Source organism: Nostoc sp. (assembly GCF_054880495.1).
Map to the genome: position 1 here is coordinate 1 of NZ_JBTYKD010000412.1, position 18903 is coordinate 18903.

At 42.8% G+C, this 18903-nt stretch carries 13 protein-coding genes and 2 pseudogenes; 9 read left to right on the forward strand and 6 right to left on the reverse strand.

Annotated features, from left to right (window positions below; genetic code table 11):
• From ACYTXL_RS34585 to ACYTXL_RS34605, 5 genes and pseudogenes are all read left to right on the forward strand, one after another.
• Nucleotides 1–177 (forward strand): annotated as a pseudogene (locus ACYTXL_RS34585) (photosystem II D2 protein (photosystem q(a) protein)); the annotation flags it as partial.
• Nucleotides 161–1552, forward strand: a complete 1392-nt coding sequence (psbC, locus tag ACYTXL_RS34590) for a photosystem II reaction center protein CP43 (RefSeq protein WP_461928518.1) — start codon at nt 161–163, stop codon at nt 1550–1552. The pseudogene ACYTXL_RS34585 and the gene psbC, both read left to right, overlap by 17 nt.
• A gap of 130 nt (nt 1553–1682) precedes the next feature.
• Complete coding sequence (locus ACYTXL_RS34595; protein WP_461928519.1) at nt 1683–1868, forward strand: PCP reductase family protein; 186 nt, start codon at nt 1683–1685, stop codon at nt 1866–1868.
• A 22-nt stretch (nt 1869–1890) separates the two neighbouring features.
• Nucleotides 1891–2076, forward strand: coding sequence for a hypothetical protein (locus ACYTXL_RS34600; protein WP_461928520.1), 186 nt, complete (start codon nt 1891–1893; stop codon nt 2074–2076).
• A 110-nt stretch (nt 2077–2186) separates the two neighbouring features.
• Nucleotides 2187–3701: a beta strand repeat-containing protein gene (locus ACYTXL_RS34605; RefSeq protein WP_461928521.1), complete on the forward strand. Its 1515-nt coding sequence runs from the start codon at nt 2187–2189 to the stop codon at nt 3699–3701.
• Between the two features lie 218 nt (nt 3702–3919).
• Here ACYTXL_RS34605 and ACYTXL_RS34610 read toward each other — a convergent pair whose 3' ends face one another.
• Nucleotides 3920–4756: an SWIM zinc finger family protein gene (locus tag ACYTXL_RS34610; protein ID WP_461928522.1), complete on the reverse strand. Its 837-nt coding sequence runs from the start codon at nt 4754–4756 to the stop codon at nt 3920–3922.
• A 99-nt stretch (nt 4757–4855) separates the two neighbouring features.
• The gene (locus ACYTXL_RS34615) at nt 4856–8191 is read right to left on the reverse strand and encodes a DEAD/DEAH box helicase (RefSeq protein ID WP_461928523.1); all 3336 of its coding nucleotides are present in this window, start codon (nt 8189–8191) and stop codon (nt 4856–4858) included.
• A 144-nt stretch (nt 8192–8335) separates the two neighbouring features.
• On the opposite strand from ACYTXL_RS34615, the pseudogene ACYTXL_RS34620 reads away from it, so the two are divergent.
• The 3 genes and pseudogenes from ACYTXL_RS34620 to ovoA all read left to right on the forward strand — a co-directional run bounded on the left by ACYTXL_RS34620 (nt 8336) and on the right by ovoA (nt 13130).
• Nucleotides 8336–8881, forward strand: a pseudogene (locus ACYTXL_RS34620) (GNAT family N-acetyltransferase).
• Nucleotides 8882–8982: 101 nt separating this feature from the next.
• Nucleotides 8983–11139: a polyribonucleotide nucleotidyltransferase gene (locus tag ACYTXL_RS34625; protein WP_461928524.1), complete on the forward strand. Its 2157-nt coding sequence runs from the start codon at nt 8983–8985 to the stop codon at nt 11137–11139.
• 653 nt (nt 11140–11792) lie between these two features.
• Nucleotides 11793–13130 carry a 5-histidylcysteine sulfoxide synthase gene (gene ovoA / locus ACYTXL_RS34630; RefSeq protein WP_461928525.1) on the forward strand — a complete coding sequence of 446 codons (1338 nt, stop codon included), beginning with the start codon at nt 11793–11795 and terminating at the stop codon, nt 13128–13130.
• Nucleotides 13131–13327: 197 nt separating this feature from the next.
• On the opposite strand, the gene ACYTXL_RS34635 is transcribed toward ovoA, so the two are convergent.
• The 4 genes from ACYTXL_RS34635 to ACYTXL_RS34650 all read right to left on the reverse strand — a co-directional run bounded on the left by ACYTXL_RS34635 (nt 13328) and on the right by ACYTXL_RS34650 (nt 16889).
• Nucleotides 13328–15310, reverse strand: coding sequence for an EAL domain-containing protein (locus ACYTXL_RS34635; RefSeq protein WP_461928526.1), 1983 nt, complete (start codon nt 15308–15310; stop codon nt 13328–13330).
• An 81-nt stretch (nt 15311–15391) separates the two neighbouring features.
• Nucleotides 15392–15940 (reverse strand): hypothetical protein, encoded by a 549-nt coding sequence (locus ACYTXL_RS34640; RefSeq protein ID WP_461928527.1) that lies wholly within the window; start codon nt 15938–15940, stop codon nt 15392–15394.
• Between the two features lie 238 nt (nt 15941–16178).
• Entirely contained in the window at nt 16179–16385 is a 207-nt protein-coding gene (locus ACYTXL_RS34645; RefSeq protein ID WP_461928528.1) for a hypothetical protein, read from the reverse strand.
• A gap of 270 nt (nt 16386–16655) precedes the next feature.
• On the reverse strand, nt 16656–16889 hold the full coding sequence (locus tag ACYTXL_RS34650; protein ID WP_461928529.1) for a hypothetical protein: 234 nt from the start codon (nt 16887–16889) through the stop codon (nt 16656–16658).
• 662 nt (nt 16890–17551) lie between these two features.
• Between ACYTXL_RS34650 and ACYTXL_RS34655 the strand changes: the two genes are divergently transcribed.
• Nucleotides 17552–18754: an FtsW/RodA/SpoVE family cell cycle protein gene (locus ACYTXL_RS34655; RefSeq protein WP_461928530.1), complete on the forward strand. Its 1203-nt coding sequence runs from the start codon at nt 17552–17554 to the stop codon at nt 18752–18754.
• Nucleotides 18755–18903: the final 149 nt, after the last annotated feature.

Consider the following 18903-nt stretch of genomic DNA (forward strand, 5'->3'; position numbering starts at 1 on the left):
GCTTATGATTTCGTTTCCCAAGAATTACGGGCGGCGGAAGACCCAGAGTTTGAAACCTTCTATACCAAAAACATTTTGCTGAATGAGGGTATCCGTGCTTGGATGGCTCCTCAAGATCAACCCCACGAACAATTTGTATTCCCTGAGGAGGTATTACCACGTGGTAACGCTCTCTAATAGACCAAATATTTTAGGCGGTACTGGACGCGACCAAGAATCGACTGGATTTGCTTGGTGGTCTGGTAACGCACGTTTAATCAACCTATCTGGCAAACTACTGGGTGCCCACGTTGCCCACGCTGGTTTGATTGTATTCTGGGCTGGAGCGATGACTTTATTTGAAGTCGCTCACTTCATTCCTGAAAAGCCCATGTACGAGCAGGGCTTAATCCTCTTACCTCACCTCGCCACTCAGGGTTGGGGTGTTGGTGCTGGTGGTGAAGTCATCGACACCTTCCCCTACTTTGTTGTCGGTGTACTCCACCTAATTTCCTCAGCCGTCCTTGGCTTTGGCGGTATCTATCATGCAGTCCGTGGTCCAGAAACCTTAGAAGAATACTCTTCTTTCTTTGGTTACGACTGGAAAGATAAGAACAAGATGACCAATATCATCGGGTTCCACCTGATTATTTTGGGATGCGGTGCGCTACTGTTAGTGCTAAAGGCAATGTTCTTTGGTGGTTTGTATGACACCTGGGCACCAGGCGGTGGTGATGTTCGGATTATTACCAATCCAACGTTAAACCCTGCGGTTATCTTCGGTTATGTAATCAAGTCTCCCTTCGGTGGCGAAGGCTGGATTGTCAGCGTCAATAACTTGGAAGATGTGGTTGGCGGTCACATCTGGATTGCCTTTATCTTAATTGCTGGAGGTATTTTCCACATTCTTACCAAGCCTTTTGCTTGGTCACGTCGTGCATCCATCTGGTCTGGTGAGGCTTACCTCTCCTACAGCTTGGGCGCTCTCTCCCTGATGGGCTTCATTGCCTCGCTGTTTGTTTGGTTTAACAACACCGTTTATCCCAGCGAATTTTACGGTCCTACGGGTCCAGAAGCTTCTCAAGCTCAGGCTCTGACCTTTTTGATTCGTGACCAACGCTTGGGTGCTAACGTCGGTTCTGCCCAAGGTCCCACAGGATTGGGTAAATACCTGATGCGCTCTCCCACTGGTGAAATCATCTTCGGTGGTGAAACCATGCGCTTCTGGGATTTCCGCGGCCCTTGGTTGGAGCCTCTACGTGGGCCTAATGGTCTTGACCTGGAAAAAATCAAGAATGATATTCAGCCTTGGCAAGCTCGTCGCGCTGCTGAATACATGACCCACGCTCCTCTGGGTTCTCTGAACTCCGTGGGTGGTGTGGCTACCGAGATTAACTCCTTCAACTACGTATCTCCTCGCGCTTGGTTGGCGACTTCTCACTTTGTACTAGGATTCTTTTTCCTAGTTGGTCACTTGTGGCACGCTGGTCGCGCACGGGCAGCTGCTGGTGGGTTTGAGAAAGGAATTAACCGTGATACTGAGCCAGTGATGTTTATGGACAACCTCGACTAGGTTGTAAAGTTTATCTCATCACTGACAACTAAATAATTTAGAGGCTCTTGCATAAATGCAAGGGCTTTTTTTAGAGGAAAATTAGTAATCTACTGATTCAACTAAGCCACTTACCAAGGTAATTAATACTATGAGCGATTCCAATTTTATTGATGCTTTGCAATGGACAGCTGAAGCTAAGGAAAAGTTACAAAATATTCCCTTTTTTGTCCGCACTCAAGCTAAAGCCCGAATTGAACAGCTGGCTCGTCAAGCTGAGCAAGAGGTTGTGACAGCTGATTTAGTAGAACAGGCTAGGCTTGAGTTTGGACAATAAAACATTCTGGAGGTCGTAACTAATGACAGTCGCCAAAAATCGAGCAGACCGAGTAATGCTTTACGACATTAGCTGGCAACAATTTGAAAATTTTCTAAAAGACTTGGGACATCGGGCGGCAAAGTTAGCTTACGATCGCACTACTTTGGAAATTATCAGAGCTTTACCTGAACACAAAGATTACCATTACAAAGAGATAATAGATTAATAGGTAAGTTGAAGAAAAGTAGTCATGTCCGTCAAAAGGCAGAGCCAAGCGATATTATAATTCAAATGAGTGGACTGACCATACTAATCTAAATTTAGAGAATTTTAATTATGCCTAGACTTACGGTTCCACCCAACTTCACAGGCACTGCTGGTTCCGACACTTTAGTTGGGGAAGATTTAAATAAATTTCCAGCAATTGGGATTGATATTTTAACTGGAGGTTTCATTGTTACAGCCTCAGGAAAAGATACCATTAAAGGCAACGGCACTGGCGGTAAAGGCCGTGATGGTGCTGGTGATGGCAGCGAAGGTGGTGCTGGAATCGGCATCAGCAATAATGGCAATCTGAATACTGGGTCGGGCGATGACGCTATCATCAGCAACGGTATTGGGGGTCGTGGAGGCAACGGCGGGAATGAGAGTGAGAGTGATGGCACTGGTGGCGGCAGTGGCGGTGCAGGGACAGGCATCAGTAACATTGGCATCCTTAATACTGGGTTGGGCAATGACACTATCATCGGCAATGGCACTAGCGGCAACGGCGGAAGCGGCGGCGGTACATTCGCTTTTGCCGGCAACGGTGGATTTGGGACTGGCATCAGCAACAGTGGCAAACTGAATACTGGGTTGGGCAATGACACGATCACTGGCACTGGTCAGGGCGGCACTGGTGCTAGCGATCGCTATGCTGGTGGCGGTGGATTTGGGACTGGCATCAGCAACAGTGGGCAACTGGATACCGGAGATGGAAAAGACACGATCACAGGCATCGGTATTGGCGGCATTTCCGGTAGCGGATATATGGCCGGCGATGGCGGTGTAGGGACTGGTATCAGCAATAATGGCAGTCTCAATACTGGGGACGGAAATGACACGATCGCAGGCACTGGTACAGGTACTGGAACTGACATCTTTGGTAGCATCGACAGTAGTGAAATCGGCAGTATTGGAACTGGCATCACTAACAGTAAGAAACTAGATACTGGAGACGGAAATGACATTATCATAGGCACTGGCATAGATAGTGGTACTGGCGGCTTATTGAACGACAACAGTCGTGCAACTGGCATCGAGAACATGAAAGATGCCACCATCACCACAGGGCAGGGCAACGACACAATTACTGGTTCTGGCAACGCTTTAACTTACAGCCTCATGGTTATAGGCATCTCCAACGACGGAGTAATTGATACTGGGAATGGTTGTGATATTCTTACCGGACAGGCTACAGCAACAATTGGTGGTGCTGCCTATGGCATTTTTGGAAAAGGAACTATCAAGACTGGCGATGGCAATGATAAAATTACATCCACCAGTACCATTGATGGAGTTCAACAAAAAGTTACTATTGGTGGCGGTATCAGTATTGATCTAGGCACTGGAAATGACTACTTCAAAGGGTTTGGTACTGGGACTGTGGATGGTGGAAAAGGTTTTGACACCTTAGACCTCAGTGCTTTCAATCGCTCTCAACTCACTTTTTCTGGTGTAATTTCAGGCAATGTCCTAAACCCAGCTAATATCAGCTTCAATAACAATGGAAATGTTATTACACTCTCCACAACAGGTTTTGAGAATTTTATCTTTGCAGATGGCTCTTTGTCCTACAGCACTTTGGCCTGAGAGGTTGTTTGAAAAGTATTTCACTGTGATTTTAGGCACTTTCAGATCCCCCCTAACCCCCCTTAAAAAGGTGGGAACCGGAATCAAAGTTCCCCTTTATAAGGGGGACTTTAGGGTTATTTAGAACTTTTTATACCGACAATACGACTTTTCAAATATTCTCTGAAACTAAAATTACAACAATCTCACGAAAAATAATTACGAATTACGAATTAGTATCAACTCGCTCCCACATTCATTGCTGCTAAAAAAGCTTTCTGGCTCACATCTCTGTAAACTGTATTCAAATACTTCATTACCACATCACTCGAAGTTGAATTTACTGCATTTTCCTCTTCCTTAGCTAGGGGGATTGCTCCTAATACATCTAATACCATCTCATTAGTGGAAGGCGCAATCACTACTAAGGATGACTCTAGTGGCTCATTGTATTGCCAGAAAGAGTCAATTTTTACAGAGTATTTGTTATTAGGAATTGACTGTTGAACATCAACCGTTTCTGGCGTATTGGGTTCAATTTTGGCACTACGTAACTGACGTAAATCGCTGATAATTTGCTCTTTGGTACGTCCGCGCAATTGAAATAGTATAAAGGGGTCTTCACTGAAGCGATCGCCTAACTGATAGTATACCGCTCCAACGTGTTTGCAGGGATTTACTTTATCAGGGCAAGAGCATTTACTCTGGATATCAGCAAGGGTAAATGGAAATATCGAAAGACCATTAGCTGTGAAGACTTCTTCTATATTTTGTGGCATTTCTCCTGCCAAAAGTTTAGCGGCAAAAATTGCCCTTTGGGACATGGTTTCAATTACATAACCCCACTGTTCATCACTAAAAGGTTCCAGAGAAAGGGAAACTTTATAAGGTTCGATTTCACTACCTTGCACTCTAGCTAATACTTTTGCACCTTTAAATTCAATGCTCAAAACATTTCCTTGACGAGCATAATTTCTCGCACGTTCTAAACGCTTTTTAAAGCGATAAGAATCTAGCAAATCTAGCCATTGTTGTGACCACCATTCTCGGCTTGCTTGTAATGTGTAATTAGTCATAATCAATTTAAAAACTTAGTAGTCTGGTACACCAATTTTCACAGGTTTGTAGTGAGCGATTTATCGCTTAATTCAAGGACTAAAGTCCTGACTACGAACTTATTCTGCATCATCGTCAATTACTGCATTGCGGTCAAGTATTAGTAAGTTGCGAAGTTGGTCTGTATCCATTTCAGTTAACCATTCTTCACCAGCACCCACAACTTGTTCAGCCAATTGTTTCTTACTTTCAATCATGTCATGAATTTTTTCTTCTAAAGTGCCAGTGCAAACAAATTTATGTACTTGCACATTCCGGGTTTGACCAATCCGAAATACTCTATCTGTGGCTTGATTTTCCACGGCTGGATTCCACCATCTATCAAAATGAAATACATGATTTGCTCGTGTTAAATTCAATCCTACTCCACCGGCTTTCAGAGAAAGAATCATAATCGGTGGACCTTGAGGATCGTGTTGGAAACGGTCGATCATTTCCTCACGTTGTTTTTTAGTAGTACTACCATATAAAAAGAATACTTCTCGCCCTAGCTGTTTTTCTAAATAGGGTTTAAGTAATTTACCCCACTCAGCAAATTGTGTAAAGATTAGAGCATGGTCATTTTCTGCTAAAACTTCTTCTAACATCTCTTCTAGCCGCAGAAGTTTGGCTGAATTATGTTGCTCTAATGTCGCCTGTTTCAAATATTGGGCTGGGTGATTGCAGATTTGTTTGAGTTTGATTAGTAAAGCCAAAATCATCCCCCGCCGTTGCAATCCTTCAGCAGATTCTATCTCTACTAAAGATTGTTCTACCACTTGTTGATAAAGTGCAGCTTGTTCGCCAGTTAAACCGCAAAATACGGTCATTTCTTGCTTATCTGGCAAGTCTTGAATGATGTCGCGATCGCTTTTCAATCGCCGCAGTATAAATGGTTGAACTAATGAACGTAATTGAGTCAGAGAAGCTGTATCCCCATACTTTTCAATTGGCATCGCAAACCGACGTTGGAAAAATTGCTTATTGCCTAAATATCCTGGATTCAGAAAATCTAAAATAGACCAGAGTTCTTGCAATCTATTTTCTACTGGTGTCCCCGTCAATGCAATGCGAAAGGTAGCTGATAATTGCCGCACTGCTTTTGATTGCTTCGCCTCTGGATTTTTCACATTTTGCGCTTCATCTAAAACAATTATCTGCCAAGATACACTTTGCAATGACTTGATATCTCGATGAAGAAGTGAGTAGCTGGTAACAATTAAATCATGTTTTTTTACTGCTTCTAAAAACGCTTTCCCTTTTGGGCGTTTGTCACCGTGATATTGCAAAATTTTCAGGCTTGGTGCAAATTTATTAACTTCCCTTTCCCAGTTACCTAAAACAGAAGTTGGACAAACTAGGAGAGTTGGATTTTCGAGTGCATCCTGTTCTTTCAAGTGCAGCAGAAAAGCGATGAACTGGATAGTTTTACCTAATCCCATATCGTCGGCGAGACACGCACCTAAACCCCAACGTTCCAAGAATGACAGCCAAGCAGCGCCTCGTTCTTGATAAGGTCGCAACTGTCCTTGAAAGCCTGTTGGTGTGGGAAAAGGTGCGAGTGCCTGATTATTTGTTAGCGCCCCAATCAACTCTTGCAATGCCCCAGAAGCCTCAAAGCTGACCACTGGTAATTTTTCAATTACCTGGGTATCTCCTGTACTGAAACGCAAGGCATCTTCTAAGGAAAGCGCCATTTGGTCTTTGCGGGTGGTAAAAAAAGTTTGGGCTGTCTTGATGTCTTGCGATCGCAATTCTACCCACTCACCGTTAATTTCTACTAGTGGACTATTTAAAGCCACAAGTTTATCAAATTCAGCTTTGGAAATAGTTTGTCCACCAATTGCCAATTGCCATTGGAAATTTAGTAGACTTTGCAACCCTAAACGTCCCTGCTTTGTCTTTGGGATTTCGGCAGTAATTTTCAAACCCAAACGGTTCGCCCATCCTTCACGATTCGCTAAGCTGGAAAGCAAAATTACTCCCAAACCACTGTCTTCCAACCTCCAAGCTACAGCTTTAATAAACTCATAAGCTTGGATGGGGGTGAGACGAGAAGATTGGGGATATTCGGTTTCAAAGCTGGCTACTATTGTTGGATATAATCGGGAAGCTAGCCCTAAACCTCGCAAAAATGTTTCTTGTGGTTGGTCAATTGTCCGATTTTCATAAATTAATTGCTCAACTGGATGATTCCAAATAGTTGCCGCATCTACCAAAAACTTAGGATCGTCAGCCGCTTGCAGGAAATACGCCAATGTCCAATCGGTTTCGCCAGACTCAGGAGAACGCAGTTGAAAACAGGTACGAAATAGACTTTTAAGAGTTAATTGGTATTGTAGCGGCATAGTCCAAGCCTTCAGTGCCGCTTCCAGTCGTTCCACTTCAATTGCATCTGCATTGACTGTACCAGATGCAGTAGTTAAAGCTTGCAACCACTGTCGCACCGCAACTGGTAAAGATGCGATTGCTTTAGCTTCCATTGGAGGTTGAGAACCCGCCATTTCTCGCACTTGGGCATCTATCGTACTGTTAAGAAATCCCAAAAGTAATTCTTGAGGTTCGGCTGGAAAGTCTACATAGATTGAGCATTGGGCATTTTTACTGAGCGTTCGCGCAGCCTCTCGTAGCGAAGTATTGGGCATTAGGCATGGGGCATGGTTATTTTTCTTGCCCCCCTTGTCCCCCTTGTCCCCAAGCCCACTCCCCAGTTCTTCCTGATAAGTACGACAAACCAACGGCATGTTCGCAGAAAACTTTTCTAGGCGGGTTCCATCTATAGCACTGTCTAGAAGTACTTGCCATCTAGTGACAAATGCAGCATTTAATTGCCGTCCAATTATTGGTAAAAACTTGCACCGTGAGATTAAATCTAAACTCCACCGGGCAATCTGCGACCAAAAACGTAAATCTCCTCCCAAAAAGGCATCTTCCCCGTTAGTAGCATTTAGGGGAACAGCAGTGAGAAATTTTACTGCTTCGCTGGGGTTGAGACAAAAACCCTCAACTCGCCACGGTTGCAAATATTGTGGGGCGTCTGTGTCTAGCCCTAAGCTGGCAGAATGCACAGGGAAAATCGCTGCTGTTCCTTCTCCACTGCCTTCTGGGATATAAGTTGGTAGGGCAATTATTTGGGAATGCGTTGGCAAACTGATCTCAGTAGCACTTGCAGCTTTGCGCGTTCGCCCAGTAGTAGCCAACGCAACTTGGGGTTGCTGGATGAAGTTGGTAATTGCCATGTTCTGCGATCGCAACCACTCACTCAATTCAACTGATGTCATTGCCAATGGATGTAGTAATATATCTCCAGATCCACTCGGATCGAAATTTACTCGTGGCGATCGCCAAGTTTCTCCCCAAATAAATAAACAACCATTTTGATTTTTTAGTAACCAATTCCCGTGTAAAATCGCCATTTGCTAAGTACTCAGATTTTCCCAAAATTAAATAATTCAAATTGCCAATATTCTACTTTTTAGATTTTTTCCCGAATATCTTTCCGGCAAATGTTGCATATAATAAGTATTTCCGCAATCAATCCGCATAAAGATTACTAATTAATGGATTTTCCCCTTGTTGAAGTTTTAAAAAGCGGGATACTAGTTGAACTAGATTATATGCATCCTCAAGAACAGGAGGTTGTAAGAGCATTACTTAATGTTGTAATTGTTGAAGGTAAAACTTATCCCCAAAAGCAACCTCTATCTCCGGCAGAATTTTCAGCTTACTAGTTGAGTAAAGATGCCTTTGTTGTCAGGACATCGGTTGGAGATGCTACACACAAGCCAAAAGAAATATTAGGGGCGTTTTATTTAAAACTAAACTTTCCCGGTCGGTGTAGTCATATTTGCAACGCTGGTTTTATTGTACAACCTGGGTTACGCGGTCAGGGGATAGGACGGTTCATGGGAGAAGCGATGCTCTTGATAGCAGCTAACCTTGGCTATGATGCAGTAATGTTCAATTTGGTCTTTGAAACTAATATACCTTCAATTACACTTTGGCAGTCGTTAGGATTTGAGATCATTGGGCGGATTCCGCGTGCAGCCAAGCTAGGAGATCAACAAGTGGTAGACGCGCTGATCATGTATCGTGCTTTGGGTTGAACGACTTATCTATCTTTGTATGTACCAGAAGTCAGTCATAGTGCATAAATGTTAGGATTGCCACAGAAAGAGAATAGCGAAAGAGAAGGAAAAAAAACTGAATGGCAGAAGTTGATAAGTCAATATCCTTCGATGGTAGGGATATTCGACTGAAAGTAGGCTTACTAGCTCCCCAGGCTGGTGGGTCGGTGTTGATAGAATCAGGGGACACATCCGTTTTAGTCACGGCTACGCGATCGCAAGCCAGAGAAGGCATTGATTTTCTTCCACTCACAGTAGATTACGAAGAAAGGCTGTATGCAGCTGGTAGGATTCCCGGCGGGATCATGCGCCGAGAAGGTCGTCCCCCAGAAAAAACAATTCTTACCAGCCGTCTTATAGACCGTCCCATGCGTCCCCTGTTTCCCTCATGGCTACGGGATGACCTGCAAATTATTGCGATCACGATGTCGATGGACGAGTTAGTACCACCCGATGTGTTAGCAGTTACAGGTGCTTCGATCGCTACCCTAATTGCCCAGATTCCTTTTAATGGACCAATGGCAGCAGTGCGGGTTGGTTTAGTGGGAGATGATTTTATTATTAACCCCACCTATGCAGAAATTGAAGCTGGAGACTTGGATTTGGTAGTAGCCGGTTCACCGCATGGCGTGATCATGGTGGAGGCGGGAGCCAATCAGTTGCCAGAGCGAGATATTATCGAGGCGATTGACTTTGGTTATGAAGCAGTGCGGGACTTAATCAAAGCGCAGCAAGATTTAATCGCAGAACTAGGTCTGGTAATAGTGGAAGCAGCACCACCAGAAGTAGACCAGACGCTAGAAAATTATATCCGCGATCGCGCTAGCAGCCAGATCAAGAAAATCCTCTCTCAATTTCATTTCACCAAACCCGAACGCGATGCAGCTTTAGATGTCGTCAAGGATGAAATTGCCACGACGATCAGCGAATTGTCACATGAAGACCCAATTCGAGTTGCCGCAACTGCAAATAGCAAAGCACTTGGTAACACTTTTAAAGATATTACCAAATACTTCATGCGGCGGCAAATCATCGAAGATAACGTTCGCGTTGATGGTCGCAAACTCGATCAAGTGCGTCCTGTTTCTTGTTTAGTTAATGTCTTACCAAAGCGAGTCCACGGTAGCGGTTTATTTAACCGGGAACTAACTCAGGTATTATCCGCTTGTACTCTAGGTACACCTGGGGATGCCCAAAACCTCAACGATGACATGCAGCTAGATCAACACAAGCGTTATCTGCATCATTACAACTTCCCGCCTTTCTCAGTCGGGGAAACCAAGCCACTGCGTACTCCCGGAAGGCGCGAAATTGGTCACGGCGCATTAGCAGAGCGAGCGATAATACCTGTGCTACCGTCAAAAGAAGATTTTCCCTACGTGATTCGGATCGTATCGGAAGTACTTTCCTCCAACGGTTCCACCTCAATGGGTTCAGTGTGCGGTTCCACCCTAGCCCTAATGGATGCTGGTGTGCCAATTCTCAAACCCGTCAGTGGTGCAGCAATGGGTCTGATTAAAGAAGGGGACGAAGTGCGAGTTCTGACCGATATTCAGGGCATTGAAGACTTTTTGGGGGACATGGACTTCAAAGTTGCCGGCACGGATGTCGGGATTACCGCCTTGCAAATGGATATGAAAATCCCTGGTCTGTCGTTAGATGTTATTTCCCAAGCTGTCCACCAAGCTAAATCAGCCAGGTTGCACATTTTGGAGAAAATGCTCGCCTGTATTGACCAGCCGCGTACCGAAACCTCAGCTTATGCCCCACGTCTGTTAACAATCAAGATTGATTCAGACATGATTGGTCTGGTCATCGGTCCTGGAGGCAAGACTATTAAGGGGATCACAGAGGAAACTGGTGCTAAAATTGACATCGAAGATGATGGCACGGTGACAATTTCGGCTGTGGATGAGAACAAGGCTAAGAGAGCCAAAAACATCATCCAAGGTATGACCCGCAAGCTGAACGAAGGGGATGTCTATGCCGGACGCATCACTCGGATTATACCCATAGGTGCATTTGTGGAATTTTTGCCTGGAAAAGAAGGTATGATCCATATTTCACAACTTGCTGATTACCGCGTTGGCAAAGTTGAGGATGAAGTAGCAGTGGGCGATGAAGTGATTATCAAAGTGCGCGAAATTGATAACAAAGGTCGGATTAATCTCACACGCTTGGGTATTCACCCAGATCAAGCAGCAGCAGCACGGGAAGCTGCGGCGGTGAATCGGTAACTCGATTTGGGATTTTAGATTAGATTAAATCTAAAATCCGCGATGCCTACTGTGAAGGCATCGCCGTATGCTTCTCTAATTAGTTGCGCGACATTTATAACAGACATTAATCAGAATTGAATCAATAAAACTTAGTCCTGATAATCCTTGTTTTGAGCGATTCCTCGCTCACTACGAACTAGAATTTTATTTTATGTAATTCTGCCTAAATAGGGACAATACCCTGCAGGAAGCTAAAGCTACATGAATTGCCCATACTTCAACTATTTAATAAAGGCTTGGCAAGCTTTCGAGGTTTGACCCTCACAAGAACAGCCCCTCTCCCAATATTGGGAGAGGGGAGCAAATTCTCTAGTTCCCCTTCTCCCGACTTGGGAGAAGGGGTTAGGGGATGAGGGCAAAACGTCTTCTCAAAGCAGATTTTTTCTGAAGTTGACACCAATGAACGCAGTGGCTCCCCAACCTAGAGATATTATAAGTGTTTAACTGAACCTGATATGACAAATAAGCCTTGCTATTAAATATTAAATTTGTCATATTTAAGAATCCAATTGAAAAGTAAAAAGATTGACATTATAACATCTCTAACAATTCTGAATGAGCATTAAATATTTATCTTGTACATTGTCGTAAATATCAATCTAAGTGACACCATGAACAATTTTCACTCTACTTATCCGCCAAAACTAGATAGTTGTAATTGCCAAGTTATCCTCGATTACTTTAAGAATGCTTGGCAACTGGAAGATATGCTGATGAAAAGTTTAGTCGGGGAAGACACATTTTATCTCAATCCCGATCCTCTGAGAAATTATCTGATTTTTTATCTGGGACATGCGGCTGTTTTCTACATCAATAAATTAATCAGTGTAGGATTATTAGAAAAACGCCTCAATCCCGACTATGAAATCCTCTTTGAAATTGGAGTTGATCCACAAATACCAGAGGAATTAAATCAAGCGATCGCTCATCTGGAATGGCCGCAAGTTGCACAAACTTGGGAGTATCGAGAACAAGCATATTCCGTAATTTCCGAAGTAATTAAAACCACCCCAATTACTTTGCCAATTCATCCCACTCATCCCCTTTGGGCTTTAATTATGGCGATTGAACACCAGCGTATTCACATTGAAACCTCTTCGATGTTAATTCGCCAACTACCAGTAGAGAGAGTGAAACGTCCCCAAAACTGGCAATATGCCCCTTTTAATGGTTACACTCCTCAGAACGAAATGATCGAAGTTGCTGGTGGGATAGTAAAACTCGGAAAAGCGTTTAATGATTCGACTTATGGATGGGATATTGATTATGGCGATCGCACTGTTGAAGTTGCACCCTTTTTCGCCAGTAAATATCTGATTACCAATGCCGAATTTATCTATTTTGTCAAGGCTGGTGGTTACGAAAATCAAGAATATTGGGATGAAGAATCTGGGAATTGGAAAACTCAATACAATATTCAATGTCCAAAATTTTGGTTACATGAAAATGGTAGCTACAAATATCGAGCCATGTTTGATGAAATCGACTTACCCCTAGATTGGCCTGTGGAAGTCAATCATTATGAAGCAATGGCTTATTGTCGTTGGCAAGGTAAAAATACTCGTTTAATGAGTGAAGCCGAGTACCATTTAGCAACTTATGGTAACGGTTTGATAGAAAATATAGACAATTTCAATCTCAATTTCAAATTTGGCTCACCTAGCCCCGTCGGAATGTTAGAAAGTGCAAAAAGTCACTCTGGATTGTACGATTTACGGGGTAATGTTTGGGAATGGTTGAGTGATAATTTAAACTCGCTTCCCGGATATGAACCTCATTTTCTTTATGAAGACAATTCTGCAATCTTTTTCGATACTAAGCATCAGATGATGTTAGGGGGATGTTGGATAACTAATGGTACAGAAGCTTTAAAATATTACCGTAATTGGTTTCGTCCCAATTTTTATCAGCACTCTGGTTTTCGGATTGTTCAAGATTTGCAAGCGTAGAAAGGCACAAAAAAACTCAGTGAATAAATTGAAATAGGGTGAACCCCAAAAATCATATGCAGCATAAGTTGCTGCTCTCCTAAAAGCCAAGCAGTTAATCGGATTAAGTCATTGAGTTATGTTAAGTAAATAGCATCAGAATAAGATTTGTTGTTAGTTGAAGTCGTTGTCTGCAACTGTGTAAAAAATTGCCATAATCACCACTGACGATTAGCCACGATTAAAGCCTCTGCTGTCGAACTGTCCAAGGGCTTCGAGAAAAAGTTTCCCTGGGCATATTCACATTTCATTGCTCTCAGGAATGCTAGTTGTTCTGCCGTTTCCAAGCCTTCTGCTGTCACAGTTACACCTATTTTTTTAGACAGGGTGACAATTGTCTCAACAATATCTAAATTTCCTTCACCAACACTCCTTCCACTAACAAAGGAGCGGTCAATCTTCAACTCATGAATCGGAAAGTGATGAAGGCGACCTAATGAAGAATAGCCTGTACCAAAGTCGTCAATTGCCAACTTAATTCCTAAATTTCTTAGTAGGTTTAACGTGGTGGTGACATTCTCGCCGTTTTCCATAATTACGCTTTCTGTGATCTCCAATTTCAAACTCTGTATATCTAAACTAGTCTCCTGTAAGACTTGATTGATGTGCAGCAGTAGCTTTTGTTGACTGAACCAAGAACTACAAAGATTGACACTAATGGTCAAGGCTTGCTCACCCAACTTCCCTGATTTTGGAGGGAATCGGTCTTGCCACTGCTGTGTCTGGCGGCATGCTTCACGCATTACCCACTCATCAATTAAAATACTCAACCCAGTTTCTTGAGCAGTTGGCAGGAAATCTTCTGGAAAAATAATACCCCGTTCTGGATGCTGCCACCGCACCAGTGCTTCAAAACCAGTTATCTTCCCGGTAGTGAGTGACACAATTGGTTGATAATGAATCCGAAACTCCTGACGTTCAATAGCTCGTCGCAGAGCTGTCTCCAACTGCAAGTGTGCCATTACCTGAATATGCATATCAGTATTAAACATCTCGTAGCGCACCTTGTCTTGCGTCTTAGCTCGGTACATTGCAATGTCAGCGTTACGCAGAAGGTCTTCTGGTTGGTTATAATCTGTGATGCTCAACGCAATACCAATACTGACTGTGGTAAACACTTCTTGCCCATCTAAAACTACGGGAAGTGCCAGTTTTTCTTGTATCCGTTCAGTCATGCGTACTACGTGGTTGACATCTTGAATTCCTCCCAACAGGATTGTGAACTCGTCTCCTCCCATCCTTGCAGCTACATCTATAGAGCGCAGGCATTCCTTTAGCCTTTGAGCAATAGTGAGCAGTACTTGGTCCCCAAATGTGTGTCCCAAGCTGTCGTTGATAAATTTGAAGCGATCTAAGTCTAGAAACAGCACGGCAAATAAATAATCTGAATGCCGTTTTGAATAATCGATCGCATTTCTGAGGCTATTCATAAAGAAAGTGCGGTTTGGCAACCCCGTTAATGCATCGTGAAATGCCAAATGTCGCAGTTGTGATTCTGCTCGCTTACGCTCTGTAACTTCAATTAGCAATTCCTGATTTATTTTCGCTAGTTCTGCTGTTCGTTCTCTGACACGAGTTTCTAGCTGATCATGAGCTATTCGTAACGCCTCTTCTGCTTGCTCTAGTTTCTGATTCTTTTGTGAAAGTTTTTGAATGTAAGTTGCGATCGTTTGGATGAGGTTATTAAAGGACATTGACAATAGACCGATTTCATCTGATGTGGTGACAGGAACTCGCAAACTAAAATCTGATGAAGAACTAACAAGTTGAGCAACCTGAGTCACAGCTTCAATCGGCCCGGCGATCGCTCGACTGGTAGAGAAGGCTAAGACAGCAGCGAACAAGACTAAGAGTAGCATACCAAAAAGAATAATCTGGTTTCGCAGGTCTTCTGCTTCTATCAATGCGTACTTTGCTTTTTTCTCTTGCTCTTCAGCGCTTTTAATAAAAGTTGTGAGATCGTAAGCAGAGCTAACAATTGCACCAAATTCGGTGCCACCTGTAAAGTCTGTGATTTGTTTCTTAGCTGCATCACTTGATTGTGGTTGTAACATCTGCGGCTTTATCTGGTTGAGCAAAACTTCAAGTTGTTGGTAGAATTTTTCCGCTGCCCGATAATCTTTGGACAACAAACGATCCAAGTCTTTTGTAGCTGTGGTTTGTGGTGATCGCTGGAGTTCGTTGACTCACATCTTGCACCAACAAAAATTGATGTGATTTTATTACTCAGTAAAAAAGTAAAAGTATTGATTTATCGATAAAAGCCAATAAAAATTAGGTAGCTTTATCGCACATCTTTTTACTTTTTCTGGGATTATACGGTGAGGTGCAAGATATGAGTTGATCAGCTGCTTAATTTTTTCTGCTCGCTCACCCAATTCCGACTTGTGTTGCTCAAACTCTTTCGGCTTTTTGAGTAAAGGTACAAACTCTATGGTAGGTAGAGTCCGAAGCATGGCTACTTGCAAGTCACTTAAGAGCTGACCTTGTTGATTAGCACTGTCTTCACTGGTACTCGCTTGTTCCTGGTAGTAATTGCCAACGGTCAATCCAGCGATCGTTCCTCCTACAGCAATGCTCAGAGCTACAGCATAGCCGCCAATAATTTTGTTTCTCAAACTCAAACGATCCAGGATGTCTGATATCCTGTTTGAACGAGTTTGTAATGGGATAAATCGACAGATAAGATTGGGTTGAGTCTTCACAAGATTCTGGCTTTTAGAGTAACGAATTCTGCTACAGTGATATAAATCAAAGGAAGTAGCTTTCATTCTTGTACTCTAACCAGTACAGCAGAGCGCAAATAAACCAACCATTTAAAATGAGTGAAAACCTTATTTGGTAAGGTTGCTTAATTTTGAATTCCACGTAGCGGTACTACGGTTAGGTGTTCTATCAAGCCCTTTGGAAGAGTTTAAAACTTTGTTCCAGCAAAGGTTTTAGATTAGCTGGCATTTTATAGGAGCTACTCTAAATATTACTCCCACTACAGTGATGAAACAGAGCTAATTAACTCTCAACAGTGTTGATAACAGAAGGCAGTACAAGTTCTGGTGAACTCATCCACCAGCGAATAATTCTTTCTTCTTTAACGCTAGACTGTACAACACCCCCCACTGCTGTTAGATATGTAATAACCTTTGGCAAAAGCTGACGAATCATTTTGCGTGTTCCTTGGGCAGTAAAGATTTCTACTTCCCCAAATAATTTTTCCATATAGAGTGAGTAGAATCCCATATCTCGCAAGGAATTAATTAATCTTGGGTCTGACTGCTCCCGCGATAAAGTGATGTGGAGCTCATCTTGAGGAAATGTTCCAGGTGCTAAAGATGCCAACTTAAACTTAAAAGGAATTTCGATTTCTGGATTGAAAGATTTTTCCTCAATTTCTACGTCAACGGGAATATATTCCGCCTCAATGTACCCTTCTATAGCTTCAGAATTATCCTCTAAGTAGCGGAGAATACTAGCAAAGTTTTCTGGAAGCTATGACTCATAATTAGTTTTTATTGTCAAGTGCTTTTTTGGAGGAGGATGAGCAAGTCCTTCGGAATGACCTGAGAAGTCGGAATTCCAAAAGTTATGAGTCTCGATCAGAAATTTTTCAAAAGGAGTTGAAAGCGTCTGAGCATTTATATGAATGTGAAACTCACCCACTAATGCTGGACGAGTAGATTTACGCACAATTGTGTTTGTGGGGGCTTTGCTGTTATTCGTCATATTTACGTAAGTTTTTGAAATAAGTTCATTAACCATAGCCATAAGAAAGTTAAGCCACTACCGTAATATTACTGAAACTTTATCTGGGCTTTTTATGAGAAACTTTCTGGATACGTGACAAATTAAAAATTTTTCAGTTTGTCAAAAGTCAAATCAAGGAAAGCAAAAAGTATTGTGTTGTCAAATTTGATAGTGGTCTGAGAAAAATATCCTTTGTATCAACTAGCGATCGCTAGAACAACCCCAGTCAAACAATTTTGGATTTTGGATTTGCGTTAGCGAGTCCGCGAGCGTCTTTTGGATTAACCTCACCCAGAAGGGGACAAGGCTTGAAGATTTTGCGTTCGCGTAGCGTGTCGGAGACAAAAGTTGCGCGGGGGGGTGGAGGAGTTTGAGCAAACTTTTCAAGACAGATTTGGGATTTTAGATTTATTCCGCTTGACTTCGGGCGGGGCATGAACCAAAAATTCTTCTAATCTAAAATCTAAAATCTAAAATCGCTAGTCAAGGCGACTGGGAATTAGATTAATAGTTGCTAGCTGAGTGTATTAAAGTTGACCATTATCAAATGTATCGTTGTCAAAGCTACTTAAGAGTTATAAGTTATGATTTATGAGTTTTATTACTAACTCCTAATTTCTAACTTTTTACCTGTACTGATCGTGAATCTACGCCGCCTGATTCCAATTTTTGATATTTCCGTCTCCAACTGGGCATTAGAAGCGCGGTTGTTGCGGTGGTTAACGTTGATTTGGCTGTTCGCCGGCTTAATCATGCTATTTTCAGCATCCTATCCTGTCGCTGATGTCCGTCAAAATGATGGGTTGTACTACTTTAAGCGTCAACTGCTTTGGGTGTTAGTTTCCTTAATCGGATTCAATATTATTGTGAATTTGCCGTTGCAGAAAATTTTGGGACTATCCCATTGGTTTTTGTTGCTGTTTTTAGCGTTAATTTTTGTCACACTGATCCCAGGATTGGGAAGAAAGGCTTTTGACGCAGCGCGTTGGATTGCGATCGGGCCAATTCCGATTCAACCGTCAGAATTAATTAAACCCTTTTTGGTGCTGCAAAGTGCGCGGCTTTTTGGTCAGTGGGAACGAATCAGTTGGCGGGTTCGCTTGGCTTGGTTGGGTATTTTCGGTCTGGTACTTTTAGGAATTCTTGCCCAGCCTAACTTGAGTACAACAGCACTTTGCGGCATGACTATCTGGCTAATTGCTCTAGCAGCTGGCTTACCTTACAAGTACCTGGGAGGAACAGCAATTGGTGGAGTGATGTTGGCAATACTGAGTATTAGTTTTAAAGAGTATCAGCGGAAGCGGGTGATGTCATTCCTGAATCCGTGGGCGGATGCTACAGGAGATGGCTATCAGTTGGTGCAAAGTCTACTCGCCGTAGGTTCTGGTAAAACTTGGGGTTCTGGATATGGGCTTTCTCAACAAAAGCTGTTTTATTTACCAATTCAGGATACTGATTTTATTTTTGCCGTGTTCGCTGAAGAGTTTGGCTTTGTTGGCAGTATGGTATTGTTAGTACTTTTAGCTACATTCGCCACTCTTGGATTAATTGTGGCGCTGAAGGCTAAAAATATAGTACATCGATTGGTAGCGATCGGCGTGACGATTTTAATAGTAGGACAATCATTGCTCCACATCGGTGTTGCTACAGGTTCTTTACCGACTACTGGCTTACCTTTACCCATGTTTAGTTATGGTGGTAATTCCATGATTGCCAGCTTAATCGCTGCTGGGTTGCTGATTCGGGTAGCACGCGAGAGTAGTGAAGCTGAGGTAGTACCGTTGCGAAAACCCTTGGTTGAAAATGGGCGCAGACGCCGAGCTTTTCATAGAAATAAGAATTGAGCTATAGGACTCGTATTTGATTTTTGAAAAAAATCAGTACACCCCGAAAAGGCTTCTTCCCATTCGGCTACACTCACGGCAAGCCTACTCCCTGTCTACGCAAATAAGGCATCCCATAGAAGATGATTTTGGAGGTAGTCTTCAACTTT

Coding starts and splice junctions, on each gene's coding strand:
- ACYTXL_RS34595 (WP_461928519.1), top strand. CDS start 1,683: ATGAGCGATTCCAATTTTATTGATGCTTTGCAATGGACAGCTGAAGCT.
- ACYTXL_RS34600 (WP_461928520.1), top strand. CDS start 1,891: ATGACAGTCGCCAAAAATCGAGCAGACCGAGTAATGCTTTACGACATT.
- ACYTXL_RS34605 (WP_461928521.1), top strand. CDS start 2,187: ATGCCTAGACTTACGGTTCCACCCAACTTCACAGGCACTGCTGGTTCC.
- ACYTXL_RS34610 (WP_461928522.1), bottom strand. CDS start 4,756: ATGACTAATTACACATTACAAGCAAGCCGAGAATGGTGGTCACAACAA.
- ACYTXL_RS34615 (WP_461928523.1), bottom strand. CDS start 8,191: ATGGCGATTTTACACGGGAATTGGTTACTAAAAAATCAAAATGGTTGT.
- ACYTXL_RS34625 (WP_461928524.1), top strand. CDS start 8,983: ATGGCAGAAGTTGATAAGTCAATATCCTTCGATGGTAGGGATATTCGA.
- ovoA (WP_461928525.1), top strand. CDS start 11,793: ATGAACAATTTTCACTCTACTTATCCGCCAAAACTAGATAGTTGTAAT.
- ACYTXL_RS34640 (WP_461928527.1), bottom strand. CDS start 15,940: ATGAAAGCTACTTCCTTTGATTTATATCACTGTAGCAGAATTCGTTAC.
- ACYTXL_RS34645 (WP_461928528.1), bottom strand. CDS start 16,385: ATGGAAAAATTATTTGGGGAAGTAGAAATCTTTACTGCCCAAGGAACA.
- ACYTXL_RS34650 (WP_461928529.1), bottom strand. CDS start 16,889: ATGACGAATAACAGCAAAGCCCCCACAAACACAATTGTGCGTAAATCT.